The organism is Ancylobacter sp. GW821-FHT10E12, from assembly GCF_058809335.1.
This window is the reverse complement of the sequence record NZ_JBXASN010000005.1, coordinates 206165-221641: the sequence shown is the minus strand read 5'-3', so window position 1 is coordinate 221641 and position 15477 is coordinate 206165. Positions and strand designations below refer to the sequence as shown.

General features: G+C 69.0%; 18 protein-coding genes. 12 read left to right on the top strand and 6 right to left on the bottom strand.

Going from position 1 to position 15477, the window contains the following annotated elements; translation table 11 throughout:
• Positions 1–19 precede the first annotated feature (19 nt).
• From hslU to AC1RU4_RS08820, 3 genes are all read right to left on the bottom strand, one after another.
• Positions 20–1330, bottom strand: a complete 1311-nt coding sequence (gene hslU, locus AC1RU4_RS08830) for an ATP-dependent protease ATPase subunit HslU (RefSeq protein ID WP_492890685.1) — start codon at positions 1328–1330, stop codon at positions 20–22.
• A gap of 35 nt (positions 1331–1365) precedes the next feature.
• Entirely contained in the window at positions 1366–1932 is a 567-nt protein-coding gene (gene hslV, locus AC1RU4_RS08825; protein ID WP_492890684.1) for an ATP-dependent protease subunit HslV, read from the bottom strand.
• A gap of 62 nt (positions 1933–1994) precedes the next feature.
• Entirely contained in the window at positions 1995–3194 is a 1200-nt protein-coding gene (locus tag AC1RU4_RS08820; protein ID WP_492890683.1) for an MFS transporter, read from the bottom strand.
• Positions 3195–3341: 147 nt separating this feature from the next.
• Here AC1RU4_RS08820 and hisB point away from each other — a divergent pair, with 147 nt between their 5' ends.
• The 9 genes from hisB to AC1RU4_RS08775 all read left to right on the top strand — a co-directional run bounded on the left by hisB (position 3342) and on the right by AC1RU4_RS08775 (position 9639).
• The gene (hisB, locus tag AC1RU4_RS08815) at positions 3342–3935 is read left to right on the top strand and encodes an imidazoleglycerol-phosphate dehydratase HisB (RefSeq protein ID WP_492890682.1); all 594 of its coding nucleotides are present in this window, start codon (positions 3342–3344) and stop codon (positions 3933–3935) included.
• A 33-nt stretch (positions 3936–3968) separates the two neighbouring features.
• Positions 3969–4403, top strand: a complete 435-nt coding sequence (locus AC1RU4_RS08810; RefSeq protein WP_492890681.1) for a DUF2628 domain-containing protein — start codon at positions 3969–3971, stop codon at positions 4401–4403.
• Positions 4400–5062: an imidazole glycerol phosphate synthase subunit HisH gene (gene hisH / locus AC1RU4_RS08805; protein WP_492890680.1), complete on the top strand. Its 663-nt coding sequence runs from the start codon at positions 4400–4402 to the stop codon at positions 5060–5062. The genes AC1RU4_RS08810 and hisH overlap by 4 nt, the downstream gene beginning before the upstream one ends.
• Entirely contained in the window at positions 5059–5793 is a 735-nt protein-coding gene (hisA, locus tag AC1RU4_RS08800; protein ID WP_492890679.1) for a 1-(5-phosphoribosyl)-5-[(5-phosphoribosylamino)methylideneamino]imidazole-4-carboxamide isomerase, read from the top strand. Before hisH ends, hisA begins: the two co-directional genes overlap by 4 nt.
• A gap of 11 nt (positions 5794–5804) precedes the next feature.
• Complete coding sequence (hisF, locus tag AC1RU4_RS08795) at positions 5805–6578, top strand: imidazole glycerol phosphate synthase subunit HisF (protein ID WP_492890773.1); 774 nt, start codon at positions 5805–5807, stop codon at positions 6576–6578.
• A 10-nt stretch (positions 6579–6588) separates the two neighbouring features.
• Complete coding sequence (locus AC1RU4_RS08790; protein ID WP_492890678.1) at positions 6589–6918, top strand: phosphoribosyl-ATP diphosphatase; 330 nt, start codon at positions 6589–6591, stop codon at positions 6916–6918.
• A gap of 123 nt (positions 6919–7041) precedes the next feature.
• On the top strand, positions 7042–8001 hold the full coding sequence (coaA, locus tag AC1RU4_RS08785) for a type I pantothenate kinase (protein ID WP_492890677.1): 960 nt from the start codon (positions 7042–7044) through the stop codon (positions 7999–8001).
• Between the two features lie 8 nt (positions 8002–8009).
• Positions 8010–8657, top strand: coding sequence for an alpha-ketoglutarate-dependent dioxygenase AlkB family protein (locus AC1RU4_RS08780; RefSeq protein WP_492890676.1), 648 nt, complete (start codon positions 8010–8012; stop codon positions 8655–8657).
• Between the two features lie 40 nt (positions 8658–8697).
• Positions 8698–9639 carry a hypothetical protein gene (locus AC1RU4_RS08775; protein WP_492890675.1) on the top strand — a complete coding sequence of 314 codons (942 nt, stop codon included), beginning with the start codon at positions 8698–8700 and terminating at the stop codon, positions 9637–9639.
• 54 nt (positions 9640–9693) lie between these two features.
• On the opposite strand, the gene grpE is transcribed toward AC1RU4_RS08775, so the two are convergent.
• Together grpE and hrcA are read right to left on the bottom strand one after the other, a co-directional pair.
• On the bottom strand, positions 9694–10311 hold the full coding sequence (gene grpE, locus AC1RU4_RS08770) for a nucleotide exchange factor GrpE (RefSeq protein WP_492890674.1): 618 nt from the start codon (positions 10309–10311) through the stop codon (positions 9694–9696).
• Between the two features lie 81 nt (positions 10312–10392).
• Positions 10393–11493 (bottom strand): heat-inducible transcriptional repressor HrcA, encoded by a 1101-nt coding sequence (hrcA, locus tag AC1RU4_RS08765; RefSeq protein WP_492890673.1) that lies wholly within the window; start codon positions 11491–11493, stop codon positions 10393–10395.
• A gap of 148 nt (positions 11494–11641) precedes the next feature.
• On the opposite strand from hrcA, the gene rph reads away from it, so the two are divergent.
• Genes rph through hemW form a run of 3 tightly spaced genes read left to right on the top strand, consistent with a single transcriptional unit; the run spans position 11642 to position 14219 of the window.
• A complete protein-coding gene (rph, locus tag AC1RU4_RS08760; protein ID WP_492890672.1) occupies positions 11642–12355 on the top strand; it encodes a ribonuclease PH in 714 nt (237 codons plus the stop codon).
• 3 nt (positions 12356–12358) lie between these two features.
• Positions 12359–13021: an RdgB/HAM1 family non-canonical purine NTP pyrophosphatase gene (gene rdgB, locus AC1RU4_RS08755; RefSeq protein WP_492890671.1), complete on the top strand. Its 663-nt coding sequence runs from the start codon at positions 12359–12361 to the stop codon at positions 13019–13021.
• Complete coding sequence (hemW, locus tag AC1RU4_RS08750; protein WP_492890670.1) at positions 13014–14219, top strand: radical SAM family heme chaperone HemW; 1206 nt, start codon at positions 13014–13016, stop codon at positions 14217–14219. Before rdgB ends, hemW begins: the two co-directional genes overlap by 8 nt.
• A 15-nt stretch (positions 14220–14234) precedes the next feature.
• On the opposite strand, the gene AC1RU4_RS08745 is transcribed toward hemW, so the two are convergent.
• On the bottom strand, positions 14235–15470 hold the full coding sequence (locus AC1RU4_RS08745) for a penicillin-binding protein activator (RefSeq protein ID WP_492890669.1): 1236 nt from the start codon (positions 15468–15470) through the stop codon (positions 14235–14237).
• Positions 15471–15477: the final 7 nt, after the last annotated feature.

The following is a 15477-nucleotide window of genomic DNA, read 5'->3' as shown; positions in this document are numbered from 1 at the left end:
TTTCACGTGAAACATCCGCTCACAGGATGTAGCGGCTGAGATCGGCATTGCGGGCGAGATCGGCGACACGGTCGCGCACATAGGCGCCGTCGATGATCACCGTCTCGCCGGAACGGTCCGGCGCGGAAAAGGACAATTCGTCCAGCACCCGCTCGATCACCGTTTGCAGGCGGCGGGCGCCGATATTCTCCACCGTCGCATTCACCTCCACCGCGACGTCGGCGATCGCCTCCACCGCATCGGCGGTGATGTCGAGGGTGACGCCCTCGGTGTCCATCAGCGCCACCGACTGCTTGACGAGGCTCGCCTCGGTCTCGGTGAGGATGCGGGTGAAGTCCTCGCGCGACAGCGGCTCCAGCTCGACGCGGATCGGCAACCGGCCCTGCAGCTCCGGCAGCAGGTCCGAGGGCTTCGACACATGGAAGGCGCCGGAGGCGATGAACAGGATGTGGTCGGTCTTCACCGGCCCGTGCTTGGTCGAGACGGTGGTGCCCTCGATCAGCGGCAGCAGGTCGCGCTGCACGCCTTCGCGCGAGACGTCGGCGCCGCCGCGGCGTTCCGAGCCGGCGATCTTGTCGATCTCGTCGAGGAACACGATGCCGTTCTCCTCGACCGAGCGGATCGCCTCCTGCACGATGGCGTCCTGGTCGATCAGCTTGTCCGCCTCTTCCGAGAGCAGCAGCGGATGCGCCTCCTTCACCGTGACCCGGCGCGGCTTGGAGCGGCCGCCGAACGCCTTGCCGAGCATGTCGCCGATGGAGATGGCGCCCATCTGCGCGCCCGGCATGCCGGGAATCTCGAACATCGGCATGCCCTGGCCGCCGCCGGACGCGATCTCGACCTCCACTTCCTTGTCGTCGAGCAATCCATCGCGCAGCTTCTTGCGGAAGCTCTCGCGGGTGCCGGGCGAGGCGCCGGGCCCGACCAGCGCGTCGAGCACGCGCTCCTCGGCGGCGAGATGCGCCTTGGCCTCGACATCCTTGCGCTTGGCCTCGCGGACGAGGCCGATGCCGATCTCCACGAGGTCGCGCACGATCTGCTCGACGTCGCGGCCGACATAGCCGACCTCGGTGAACTTGGTGGCCTCGACCTTGAGGAACGGCGCGCCGGCCAGCTTGGCGAGGCGGCGGGAGATCTCGGTCTTGCCGACGCCGGTCGGGCCGATCATCAGGATGTTCTTCGGCAGGACCTCCTCGCGCAGATGGCCTTCCAGCTGCTGGCGGCGCCAGCGGTTGCGCAGGGCAATGGCGACCGCCCGCTTGGCCTTGTGCTGGCCGACGATGTAGCGGTCGAGTTCCGAGACGATTTCACGCGGCGAGAAATTGTTCATTCGGGTGCTTTCGCGGGGGAGCGGACCATCGGCGTTCAGCCGATGGTTTCCACCACCACGTTATGGTTGGTGTAGATGCAGATGTCGGCGGCGATGGACAGGCTCTTGCGCACGATCGCCTCGGGCTCCAGCTCGCTCTCGGCGAGCGCGCGGGCCGCTGCGAGCGCATAATTGCCGCCCGAGCCGATGGCGGCGATGCCGGATTCGGGCTCCAGCACGTCGCCGGTGCCGGTCAGCACCAGGGTGATGTTGGCGTCGGCGACGATCATCATCGCTTCCAGCCGGCGCAGATAGCGGTCGGTGCGCCAGTCCTTGGCGAGCTCGACGGCGGCGCGCTGCAACTGGCCGGGATACTGCTCGAGCTTGGCCTCGAGCCGCTCAAAGAGGGTGAAAGCGTCGGCGGTGGCGCCGGCAAAGCCGCCGATCACGTCGCCGCGCCCGAGCCGACGCACCTTGCGGGCGTTCGACTTCATCACCGTCGCACCGAGCGTCACCTGCCCGTCGCCGCCGATGGCGACGCGGTTGCCGGACCGCACGGACACGATGGTGGTGCCGTAGATGGTGTCGGGAGAATGCTGGGTGGGGAAACCGCTGGTATTCATGGGGAACTCCGAAACAGAGCCCTTAGGTAGGAACGGGTTGCACTTTCGCAACAGCTGCCGGCTCAGCCTGCCGTGCGCATTCGCCACGCCGGCACCATGCCGGCCAGCACGATCAATCCGCCGAGCAGCAGGAAAGCGTCGCTCGGCAGCGCCACGAGCAGGCCGGTCATCAGCCCGGCGACGAAGACCGACAGCGCGACCGACGCATTGGCGATGCCGAGGGCCCAGCCGCGCTCGCTCTCGTCCACGCAGGAGGAAATGGCGGCGAGCAGGGTGATGAAGGCGAGGATGTTGCTCATGGTGGACAGGAAGCCGAGGGCGACCTGGCCATAGGCCGGGATCGGCAGGGCGCTGGCGGCGACGAACAGGCCGCACAGGGCCAGCCCGATCAGCGCCACCGGCCGATCGTTGGAAAAGCGACCGCGCACCAGCTTGTAGCCCCAGGCGGAGGAGACGGCGCAGCCGAGCCCCATCACCATGGAGAACAGGCCGAGATCGGCGGTGGTGAAGCCGTAGGAGCGCTGCATCTCGATGAGAATGAAGGTGTAGTAGATCAGGAAGCCGAACTGGAACAAAAGGAAGGCGCCGCCGGGCCGCCAGATTGCCGGCCGGTCCTGCACCCGCGCCAGCAGCCGGAAGGGCTGCTTCCAGTCCAGCCTGAAGGCGCGACGGGCCTGGTCGGCGGCGAAATGCGCGTTGCGCAGCAGGACGAGCGTGACGAGGCAAAGCAGCAGCGCGAGGCCGAGCGGCAGGCGGAAATCCCAGTGGCCGAGCAGGCCGCCAATGGCCGGGCCGGCGACCATGCCCAGCGTGTTCACCAGCACCACCTGCGCCATCGCGGCGCTGCGCTCGCTTTCCGCTGCCGCATCGACGACCGATGCCTGGGCGATGGGGGCGGTGCCGGCCATCAGCCCGCAGGCGAGGCGGCCGACGAAGAACAGCCACAGATGACCGATCTCCAGCGCCATCCACATCAAGCCATAGCCGGCGGCGAGCCCGCCCATGCAGATCATCAGCGTCTTGCGACGTCCCATCGCGTCCGACAGGTCCCCGAGCAGCGAGGCGCCGAAGAACATGCCGATCGGAAACAGCGCGAAGGCGAGCGACAGCAGCGTATCGCGCGCCGCCGGCGCGTAGGCCTCGGCTACCCAGCCGCCGCCGAATAGCGCGACGATCAGCGGGTACATCAGCCCGAACGAGAAGATGTCGATGAAGACGGCGAGGAACAAAGGCGCGCGGGAACGCAGCGCAGCGACATTCATGGGCAGGTTCCGGGTGAGGCGCGCGATGATGACGGGAAAGCATGAGCTTGCCCAGCATGTTGGCCGCACGGATCGGCTTTATATGGCCCCGATATGGCGCCGGACCTGCAATGCTGCTAAGACGCCGGCTCTTCCGGGAGCCCCTGAATGCGCACGGCGTCCATCACTCGCGCCACCAAGGAAACCGATATCCGCCTTTCCGTGAACCTCGACGGCACGGGCAAGGCGACGATCGCGACCGGCGTGGGCTTTTTCGACCATATGCTGGACCTGCTCGCCCGCCATGCGCGGATCGACATGGACATTGCCGCCAAGGGCGACCTGCATGTCGACTTCCACCACACGGTGGAGGATGTCGGCATCGCCCTCGGCCAGGCGATCCGCCAGGCGCTGGGCGACATGCGCGGCATCACCCGCTATGCCAGCCTGCATCTGCCGATGGACGAGACGCTGACCCGCGTCGCGCTCGACATTTCCGGCCGGCCCTTCCTGGTGTTCCGCACCGAATTCGCGGTGGCGAAGATCGGCGATTTCGACACCGAGCTGGTGCGCGAGTTCTTCCAGGCCTTTGCCATGAATGCCGGCATCACCCTGCATGTCGAGACGCTCTACGGCACCAATGCCCACCATATCGCCGAGAGCTGCTTCAAGGGCCTGGCCCGGGCGCTGCGGGCGGCGGTGGCGATCGATCCGGCTGCGGCCGGCGAGATCCCTTCCACCAAGGGCAGCCTGGGCGGCTGAGAACGGGCGGCCGGGCGGCCGGGACGAGAGAATATGGCGGTGTGGACGGTATTCGAGCCTGACGAGGCGGTGCCCGGCGAGCGGCAATGGGCCGACCGGGTCGTGCTCGTGCGCGAGAAGACCGCGTGGAGTGCGCTGTTCTTCGCGCCGCTGGTGCTGCTGGCGCATCGTCTGTGGCTCGCCTTCCTCGTCCATGCGGCGGTCGAGCTCGCGCTGCTGGCGGCGTTCGTGCGTTTTGATCTCGGCGGCTGGTTCGTGGTGGCGCTGCTGGTGCCGAACCTGTTCGTGGCGCTGGAGCTCCCGAGCCTGCGGCGGCGCAAGCTGGTCTGGCAGGGCTTCGAGGAGGTCGGCGCGGTGAGCGCCGAACATGGCGAGGCGGCCGAGCGGCGCTTCTTCGAGCTGCATCTCGGCGCACCCGCGACGCCGGGCCCGGTGCTCGGCCTGTTCCCGGAGGCAAGGGGGCGATGAGCGGTTCCGATACGGTCGTTCTTATCGATTACGGCTCGGGTAACCTGCACTCGGCCGGCAAGGCGCTGGAGCGTGCCGCCCGCGAAGGCGGCTCAGGCGCGCGCGTGGTGGTGTCGAGCGACCCGGAGACGGTGCGCCGCGCCGATCGCATCGTGCTTCCCGGCGTCGGTGCCTATGCCGATTGCCGGCGCGGGCTCGACGCGGTCGACGGTATGGTGGAGGCGCTCACCGAGACGGTGATCGAGAAGGGCCGCCCCTTTCTCGGCATCTGCGTTGGCGCCCAGCTGATGGCCGAGCGCGGGCTCGAGCACGGCGTGACCTCCGGCCTCGGCTGGATAGCCGGCGACGTGGTGAAGATTTCGCCGGACGATCCGATGTTGAAGATCCCGCATATGGGCTGGAATGCGCTGGAGGTGCGGCGCCCGCATCCGATCCTCGCCGGTATTCCCACTGGCGCCGACGGGCTCGATGCTTATTTCGTGCATTCCTATCATCTCGCCGCCGCGCGGGACGACGAGCTCGTCGCCACCGCCGACTATGGCGGCAAGGTCACGGCGATCATCGCCCGCGACAACCTCGCCGGCACCCAGTTTCATCCCGAGAAGAGCCAGCGCCTCGGCCTCGCCCTTCTCGCCAATTTCCTGACGTGGACGCCGTGATCCTCTTTCCCGCCATCGATCTCAAGCAGGGCCTGTGCGTACGCCTCCAGCAGGGCGACATGGCGCGCGCCACCGTGTTCAATCACGATCCCGCCCAGCAGGCGGCGCAGTTCGAGGCGCAGGGCTTCCGCTACCTGCATATCGTCGACCTCGACGGCGCCTTTGCCGGCAAGCCGGTAAATGCCGGCGCGGTGGAGCGCATCCTTGAAGCGGTGACGATGCCGGTGCAGCTCGGCGGCGGCATTCGCGACCTTGCCGGCGTCGAGGCGTGGCTGGAGAAGGGCATCACCCGCGTCATCCTCGGCACCGCGGCGGTGCGCGATCCGGCTTTCGTGAGGGAGGCGGCGCGCCGCTTTCCCGGCCGCGTCGCCGTCGGGCTTGACGCCAAGGACGGCCGCGTCGCGGTGGAGGGCTGGGCGGAGACCTCGGACCTGACCGCGCTGGAACTGGCGCAGCGCTTCGAGGATGCCGGCGTCGCGGCGATCATCTACACCGACATCGCCCGCGACGGCCTGCTCAAGGGCCTCAATCTCGACGCCACCCTCGCATTGGCCGAGGCCATCTCGATCCCGGTGATCGCCTCCGGCGGCCTCGCCTCGATCGACGATGTGCGGGCGCTGCTGGAGCCGCGCGCCAGCAAGCTCGAAGGCGCCATCACCGGCCGCGCGCTCTATGACGGCCGCCTCGACGCCCGCGCCGCCCTGGCGCTGGTCGCCGGGGTGGCGGCATGAGCGCGGATTCGATGCTCAAGGTTCGCGTCATCCCCTGCCTCGACGTGAAGGACGGGCGGGTCGTCAAGGGTGTGAAATTCGTCGACCTGCGCGATGCCGGCGATCCGGTGGAGGCGGCAAAGGCCTATGATGCCGCCGGCGCCGACGAGCTGTGCTTCCTCGACATCACCGCCAGCGTCGAGGCGCGCGGCACGCTGATCGACGTGGTCAGCCGCACCGCCGAACAATGCTTCATGCCGCTGACCGTCGGCGGCGGCGTGCGGACCGTCGAGGACATCCGCGCGCTGCTGAACGCCGGCGCCGACAAGGTGGCGATCAACACCGCCGCGGTGAACCGGCGGGAATTCGTGGGCGAGGCGGCGGCGAAGTTCGGCGAGCAGTGCATCGTCGTCGCCATCGATGCCAAGAAGGTGTCGCTCGCCGGCGAGGCGGACCGCTGGGAGATCTTCACCCATGGCGGGCGCAATCGCACCGGCATCGACGCGGTGGACTATGCGCGCGAGGTGGTGGCGCTCGGTGCCGGCGAGATCCTGCTCACCTCCATGGACCGCGACGGTACTGGCGAAGGCTTCGATCTCGCCCTCACCCGCGCCGTTTCCGACGCGGTGCCGGTGCCGGTGATCGCCTCCGGCGGCGTCGGCACGCTCGACCATCTGGTGGAAGGCATCCGCGATGGGCGCGCGAGCGCGGTGCTCGCTGCCTCGATCTTCCATTTCGGTACCTTCACCATCGGCGCGGCCAAGGACCGGCTTGCGCAAGCCGGCCTGCCGGTTCGGCGCGGCTGAGGAGCGAGCCATGAGCGACGAACGCGTGACCCTCGACGACCTCGCCGCCATCGTCGCCGCGCGTGCGGCCGGCGGCGGGCCGCCCTCCTATACCCGCTCGCTGATCGAGAAGGGCGTTGCCAAATGCGCCCAGAAGCTCGGCGAGGAGGCGGTCGAAACCGCGCTGGCCGCGGTCGCGGCTGATACGAAAGCCGTCGTTTCGGAGAGCGCGGACCTCCTCTACCATTTGCTGGTGCTGCTCCATGCGCGGGGGATTCCCCTCGAGGACATCTATGCGGAGCTCGGTCGCCGTACCGCCCGTTCGGGCATCGATGAAAAGGCGTCCCGGCCGGCCGGCTGAGCGTCCCGCAGGGCCGGGAGCCAGTCGTATCGGACGGAATCGTAGTGTGGTATACGGTCGACCAACGCTCGGCACCAAAGTCCGGGCGAGGACGGGGAAACGCTGCCCGGGGATTCGCAGCCGATGGACATGAAGCTCGACGGAGAGGGGCTGTCGCCCTTCCGCAATTTCTCGCGTGCCGAATGGGCGTCGCTGCGTGCCGACACGCCCCAGCCGCTGACCGCCGACGAGATCGCTCGGCTGCAGGGCCTGAACGACCGTCTGTCGCTGGCGGAGATCGAGCAGATCTACCTGCCGCTGTCGCGGCTGCTCTCCATCTATGTCGGCGCGACGCAGAAGCTGTTTCGCGCCATGCAGAAATTCCTCGGCCCCGAACAGGCCGGCAAGATGCCCTATATCATCGGCGTCGCCGGCTCGGTGGCGGTGGGCAAGTCGACCACCTCGCGCGTGCTGCAGGCGCTGCTCGCCCGCTGGGCCAACACGCCCAAGGTGGCGCTGGTGACGACCGACGGCTTTCTGCTGCCCAATGCGGTGCTGGAGCGCGAGGGGCTGATGCAGAGGAAGGGCTTTCCCGAGAGCTACGACCTGCCGGCCCTGCTGCACTTCCTCACCGACATCAAGGCCGGCCGCCACCCGGTGGCCGGGCCGATCTACAGCCATTTCGACTATGACGTGATGCCCAACGAGCGGGTCGAGGTCGATCAGCCGGACATCCTCATCGTCGAGGGGTTGAACGTGCTGCAGACCAGCCGCCCGCCCAAGGACGGCAAGGGCATTCCCTTCGTCTCCGATTTCTTCGACTTCAAGGTCTATATCGACGCCGACGAGGCGATCCTCGAGCGCTGGTATGTCGAGCGCTTCATGCGGTTGCGCGAGACCGCCTTCCGCGATCCCGCCGCCTATTTCCACCGCTATGCCGGCATCACGGCGGCGGAGGCCGATCAGACCGCCCGTTCCATCTGGCGCACCATCAACCTCGTGAATCTGCAGGAAAACATCCTGCCGACCCGCCAGCGCGCCGACCTGATCCTGCGCAAGGGCGGCGACCACGAGGTGGAGGCGGTGGCGCTCCGCAAGCTCTGAGGCGCGCGATGGCCCCCGCTCCCCTCGAACTCGCGCCCGGCTGCCTGTGGTGGCAGGGCTATCTCGACCGTCCGGCACAGGAAGCGCTGGTCGCCGACATCCGTGCCGTGCTGGAGCTGGCGCCGCTTTTCGTTCCGCGCATGCCGCGTACCGGCCAGCCCTTTTCGGTGCGCATGTCGAATTGCGGGCCGCTCGGCTGGATGTCGGACGAGACCGGCTATCGCTACCAGCCTAACCATCCGGTGACCGGAAAGCCCTGGCCGCCGCTGCCGGCGGTGCTGCAGCGGGCCTGGGACGAACTGGCCGGCTGTGCGCTCGCCCCGGAAGCCTGCCTGATCAACTGGTACGCGCCCGAGGCGCGCATGAGCCTGCACCAGGACAAGGACGAGCGCGAATTCTCGGCCCCGGTGCTTTCGCTGTCGCTCGGCGACACCGCCATCTTCCGCATCGGCGGCGTCGAGCGGCGCGGCGCCACGCGCTCTATCCGCCTCGCCTCCGGCGACGCGCTGCTGATGTCCGGGCCGAGCCGTCTCGCCTATCATGGCGTCGATCGCATTCTGGCCGGAACCTCGACACTGCTCAGCCAGCCCGGCCGCATCAATCTGACGTTACGGCGCGTGCATCCGGCTCGCGGGAGCGACGATGCGGCGCTATGAGCACAACGGGCCTACCCGTTTTCCCACGGAAGGAAATTCAATGCGCCGTCTCGTCCGCGCCGTCGTCCTGATCGCCGCCCTCGTCGGTTCGTCCGTCGCGGCTCTGGCCGAGCCGCTCTTTCCCAATGGCGGATCGGTGGGAATGGAGCCGCCGGCCGGCATGACGCCGATTCCCAGCGTCGCCGGGTTCGAGGACCGCGCCGCCAAGGCGATGATTCTCATCGTCGAGGTGCCGCACAGCGATTTCGACGCCATCGTGAAGACCTTCGAGCCGCAATCGCTTCAGAGCAAGGGCGTCACCATCGAGGGCCGCCGCGAGATCGCCCTGCCCGATGACGGGCGCGGACTGGTGCTCACCGGCTATCAGAGCGTCGGTGCGGTGGCGGTGAAGAAATGGATCATGCTGGCCGGCGGCAAGAGCCAGACCGCCATCGTCACTGTTCAGTTCCCCGAGGAATCGTCGAGCCGCTATCCCGACGCCGCCATCGAGGCGGCATTGGCGAGCGTGGTGTTCCGCGCGCCGCCGACCCAGGAGGAGCTGCTTGCCCGGCTGCCCTTCACCTTCCAGTCGCTGGAGGGCTTCCGGGTGATGAAGGTGCTCGGCAATTCGGCGGTGCTGCTGGCGAAGGGCGAAGGGGATGCGCCGGAAGCCGGCCGGCCGATCTTCATCGCCGGCGTGGTGCCCGGCGAGGTCGGCGAGGACGAGCGCGAAAGCCTCGCCAAGCGCGCGGTCGCCTCGGTGCCGGGTGTGAAGGACCTCAGGATCGAGCGCGGCGGCCCGCTTCGCATCGGCGGTCAGCCCGGCATCGAGATCGTCGCCAATGCCGTCGACCTGCAGACCGGCAAGCCGGTCAAGGTGGCGCAATGGATGCGCTTCGGCCGCAGCGCCTATGTCCGCATGGTGGGCGTGCTGCCGGCGGATGATTTCGCCCGCGACTTCGACAGCCTGCGGGCTCTGCGCGACGGGTTGGAGCTGCGCTGACGCGCAGCCGGGCCGCCGCGAGCTGTATCCCGGCGGTCCGGCGATTCGGGCCTGTCAGCCCTCGCTGGCCTGCGATTCGGCCGGGGCGGCCTTCGGACCGCCCTTGGATACGCCTACCAGCGCCGGGCGCAGCACGCGCCCGCCGATGGTGAAGCCCGGCTGGATCACCTGCACGACGGTGCCGGACGGCACCTCCTGATTCGGCACCTCGAACATCGCCTGGTGCAGATTGGGGTCGAAGCGGGTGCCCTCCGCCTCGATGCGGGCGACGCCATGCTTGGTGAGCGTCTGGTTGAGGCTGCGCGCCGTCAGCTCGATGCCGTCGAGCAGGGTCTTCAGCGTGCCGTCGGCGTTGGCGCGGGCCTCCGCGTCGATCACCCCGAGGGCGCGTTCGAAATCGTCGCCGAGCGACAGCACGTCGCGGGCGAATCCGGTGATGCCGTAAAGCTTGGCATCGGCGACTTCGCGCTCGGCGCGCCGGCGGACATTGTCGGCTTCGGCGAAGGCGCGCAGGAACTTGTCCTTCAGCGCGGCGATTTCCGCCTCGTAGCGCTCGCGCTCGGCGGCAAAGGCCTCCTCGGCGGCTTCAGCGGCACCGCCGACGGTCTCTTCGCTCGGGGTGCCGGCGATCTCATCGGAAGCGTCCGCCGGCTTGTGGTTGTCTTCGGTCATGACTGCCTCGTCGGAGGAATGGATTTGCGGTTGCCGTCGCACCCGCATGCGCCCGCCATATCGGGTGATGGCGGCAAAAAATCAAGCCGCGTCGATGCCGGTGCCAGCCAGAACCCGGCTCACCACCCGCGCGGTGAAATCGACCATCGGCACGATGCGGGCATAGTTCAGCCGTGTCGGCCCGATGACGCCGAGCACGCCGACCACCCGGCCCTGGCCGTCGCGATAGGGGGCGACGATGGTGGAGGATCCGGAAAGCGAGAACAATTTGTTCTCCGAGCCGATGAAGATGCGCAGTCCCTGCGCGTCCTCCGCCCGCCCGAGCAGGTCGACGACCTCCTGCTTGGCCTCGAGATCGTCGAACAGCAGCCGCACCCGCTCGAGATCCTCGATCGCCCGGAGATCCTGCAGCAGCTTGGTCTGGCCGCGCACGATCAGCCGGCGTTCCGCCTTGTCGCCGCCCGACCAGGAGGCGAGGCCGGCGGCGACGACGCGGGCGGTCACCTCGTCGAGTTCGGCGCGGCGGGCGGCGAGCGTGCGCTCCACCTCGACGCGCAATTCGGAGAGGGTTCGTCCGCGGGTGCGCGAATTGAGGAAATTCGTCGCCTCCACCAGGGCGGAGGAGGGCAGGCCGGCGGGCAGCGGCACCAGGCGGTTCTCGACCTCGCCGTCGTCCGAGACGAGGATGAGCAGTGCCCGCGTCGCGTCGAGCGGTACGAATTCCATGTGCTTGAGCCGCGCGTCGCTCTTGGTGGTGGTGACGACGCCGGCGCCGCGCGACAGGCCGGAGAGCATGTTGGAGGCTTCCGCCAGCACGCCGTCCACCGTCTGCGCGCGGGCGGCCGCGTTCACCTGCACCTCGATGGCGTTGCGTTCCTCCTCCGAGACGTCGCCGATCTCCAGGAGCGAATCGACGAAGAAGCGCAGTCCGCGCTCGGTCGGCAGCCGCCCGGCGCTGGTATGCGGCGCGAAGATGAGGCCGGCGGCTTCGAGATCCGCCATGACGTTGCGCACCGACGCCGGCGACAGCGTCATCGGAATGAGGCGCGAGATGTTGCGCGAGCCCGCCGGCTCGCCGGTGGCGAGATAGGTTTCGACGATCTGCCGGAAAATCTCCCGCGAGCGCTCGTCGAGCTTGGCGAGCGAGGGGGAGCTGGAGGCCAGAAGCGGATCGAGGGGCATGGCAGCGCTCGTTTCGCCGGAAAGGCGTTTCATGTGAAACATATAATCGGCCTTCGCGCCGACCCATACAAGGCACAGGCTTTAAGCGCTTGCGATTGTCGGGCGCTGCCCCTTACAAGGGGCGCCCGTCAGCAATGGAGACATCACCATGCGTCCGTCCCGCCGCGCCTCCGACGAGATGCGGGCCGTCAGCTTCGAGCGCGGTGTGCTGCGCCATGCCGAGGGCTCCTGCCTGGTGAAATTCGGCGAGACCCATGTCCTCGTGGCGGCGACGCTGGAAGAGCGGCTGCCGCCCTGGCTCAAGGGGCAGGGCCGCGGCTGGGTCACCGCCGAATACGGCATGCTGCCGCGCGCCACCCACGAGCGCACCCGCCGCGAGGCGACCGCCGGCAAGCCCTCCGGCCGCACCCAGGAGATCCAGCGGCTGATCGGCCGCTCGCTGCGGGCGGTGGTCGATCTCGAAAAGCTCGGCGAGCGCCAGATCACCGTCGATTGCGACGTCATCCAGGCCGATGGCGGCACCCGCACCGCCTCGATCACCGGTGCCTGGATCGCGCTGTATGACTGCCTTTCCTGGATGAAGGCGCGCAGCATGATCCCGGCGATCCCGCTGCGCGACCATGTGGCGGCGGTGTCCTGCGGCATCGTCCAGGGCGAGCCGCGGCTCGATCTCGACTATGCCGAGGATTCTGACGCCGATACCGACGTGAATTTCGTGATGACCGGTACCGGCGGCTTCGTCGAGGTGCAGGGCACGGCGGAGAAGACCCCCTTCACGGAGGAGGAATTCAACGCCATGCTCGGTCTCGCCCGCAAAGGCATCGGCCGGCTGGTCGACCTTCAGAAGATGGCGGTGGCCTGAGCCATGGACGCGTTCGCCAACCAGCTGCATCGTCGCCTCACCGGCCGGGTGGTGATCGCCACCCACAATCCCGGCAAGCTCATCGAGATGCGCGGGCTGATGGAGCCTTATGGCGTCGAACCGGTTTCCGCCGGCGACCTCGGCTTGCCGGAACCGGAGGAGACCGGGCTCACCTTCGCCGAGAACGCCCGCATCAAGGCGCGCTCGGCCTGCGAGCTCACCGGCCTGCCGGCCTTTGCCGACGATTCCGGCCTGTGCGTCGAGGCGCTCGGCGGCGCGCCGGGACTCTACACCGCCCGCTGGGCCGGGCCGGAGCGCGACTGGGGCCTCGCCATGGCCAGGGTGGAGGAGGAACTGCGCAAGGTGGATGCCGTCGAGCCGTTCCAGCGCCGCGGCTATTTCATCTCGGCGCTGTGCATTGCTTGGCCGGACGGCCATGTCGAGGATTTCGAGGGCGTGGTGGCCGGCGAGCTGGTCTGGCCGCCGCGCGGCAATTCCGGCCACGGCTACGACCCGATGTTCCTGCCGGACGGTCATACGCGCGTCTTCGGCGAGATGACCGGCGAGGAGAAGCACGGCATGCCGCCGCTGGGTCGCGGCCTGTCGCACCGCGCCCGCGCCTTCATCGCGCTGGCCGAGGCCTGTCTCGGGGCGCATTTTGACTGAGGCCGCGCATCGGGCGGCGCATCGGGCGGGCAAGGTCCTTGCCGCGCCGCCGCTCGATCCCGGCTTCGGCGTCTATGTGCATTGGCCGTTCTGTCGCGCCAAATGTCCCTATTGCGACTTCAATTCCCATGTCCGGCACGCGCCGCCGGACGAAGCGCGGTTCCTTGCCGCCTTCCGCGCCGAGATCGCGCATGTGCGCGAGCGGATCGGCCAGCGCCGCACAGCGAGCGTGTTCTTCGGCGGAGGAACTCCCTCGCTGATGGCGCCGGCGACGGTGGAGGGCATTCTCAACGCCATCGACGCCGCCTGGCCGCTCGATGCGCGCGCCGAAGTGACGCTGGAGGCCAATCCCACCAGTGTCGAGGCCGGCCGCTTCCGCGGCTATCGCGCCGCCGGGGTCAACCGCGTCTCGCTCGGCGTGCAGGCGCTGGACGACGCCTCGCTGAAGGCGCTCGGGCGCATGCACAGCGCCGCCGAGGCTCTGGACGCTGTCGCTATCGCCCGCTCGGCCTTCGAGCGGGTATCGTTCGACCTTATCTATGCCCGGCCCGGCCAGAAGCCGGAGGATTGGGCGCGCGAACTGGAACGCGCGATCGCCGAGGGCTGCGAGCATCTCTCGCTCTACCAGCTCACCATCGAGGAGGGCACGCCGTTCGCCGCCCTCTACCGTGCCGGCAAACTGAAGATACCGGACGGCGAGGTCGCCCGCGCCCTGTGGGACGCGACGCAGGAGACCACGAGCACCGCCGGCCTGCCGGCCTATGAGATCTCCAATCATGCCCGGCCCGGCGCCGAGAGCCGGCACAATCTCATCTACTGGCGCTATGGCGAGTATGCCGGCATCGGCCCCGGCGCCCATGGCCGGCTCGACACGCCGGAGGGCCGGCGCGCCACCTCCACCGAGCGCGGCCCGGAACAGTGGGTGGCGCGTGTCGAGGCACAGGGCCACGGCCTCGTCGCCGACGAGGGGCTGAGCCGGCCGGAGCAGGCCGACGAATATCTCATCATGGGGCTTCGGCTCGCCGAGGGCATCGACCGCCACCGCTTCGCGTCGCTGTCCGGGCGCGATTTCGATGCGGGCCGCGTGGCGGCGCTGATCGGCGAGGGCATGGTCGAGCAGCTGGCCGACGGCCGCCTGCGGGTGACGCCGCAGGGCTTCCCGGTGCTCGACGCCATCGTCGCCGATCTGGCCGCCTGAGGCCGGCGGGAGGGTTCAGAACCCCTGTTCGGCGAAGCTGCGCGGGGCGGGGCTGGCGACCTGCACGCTGCCATTGGCAATGCGCATCACGGCAAGGCCGCGCTGGTTGGTGCCGTCCGAGCGGAAGCGGAAGATGCCGTCGATACCGCTGAAGCCGGAAGGGTTCTGGATGGCGGTGTCGTTCAGCCCGGCCTCGCCCTGCGCGTTCACCAGCGCTGCCATCAGCGACACCGCGTCATGCGCCAGCGTCGCCGTGCGCACCGGCGCCTGGCCGTAGCGGGCCTGATAGCGTTGCGAGAAGGCCCGGTAGCCTGCCGGATCCGGCGCGGCGAAGATGCCGCCGGACAGCTGCGGCGTGTTGAACAGCGCCGGGCTGTCCCACAACCCGGTGCCGATGAGCTGCTTGCCGGAGAGGTTGATCTTGGCGGTGGTCATCGCCTGCAGGATCTGCGGCACCGCATCGCCGGAATCGGGCAGGAACAACGCGTCGGCCTGGGCGGCCGATGGAGCCAGCCGGCGGACCGCCTCGGCATATTGCCCGGCATTGCCCGGCGTATAGCGCTCGAGGCCGAGCACGCGACCGCCCGTTGCCGGCACGGTTTCGCGGAAGGCCGCCTCCACCACCGAGCCATAGGCATTGTCCGGCAGCAGCGCGATGAATGCCCGCTTGCCGGTGGAGGCCGCGTAGCGCACCGCCCGCACCACGTCGGTCTGCGGCAGGAAGGAGAGCAGGTAGACCCCGCGGGTGGCCACATTGGTGTCGGTGGAGAAGCCGACCAGCGGGATGTTGCGCGCGCGCGTCACCTGCCCGGCCGCGGCGACGGTATGGGCGAAGATCGGGCCGATGATCGCCTTGGCGCCCTCGTCGAGCGCCTGCTGGGCGGCGGTCTGGGCGCCGGGCCCGGTGCCGCCGTCGTCCTTGACGACGAGCTGGATATTGGCGCCGGTGAATTCGGCGATGGCCATGTCGGCGGCGTTGCGCAGCGACTGGGCGGCGAGCGCGGCATTGCCGCTCGCCCCCAGCGGCAGGATGAGGCCGATGCGCACCATGCCGGCACCGAGCACGTTTCCCGGCTGGGCGGGAGCGGTCGGTTGCGGCGCCGGCGGCAGGGCGGCCTGGGGCGGCGCCGAATCCGGCATGGAACCGCAGGCGGCGAGCGTGGCGCTGCCGGCCATGAGCAGGAAGCTGCGGCGGCTGTGGCGAAGCGCGGCGCGGGCGCCGATCGGTGCCGGGGTGTCGGGCTCGGTCATCGCCTCT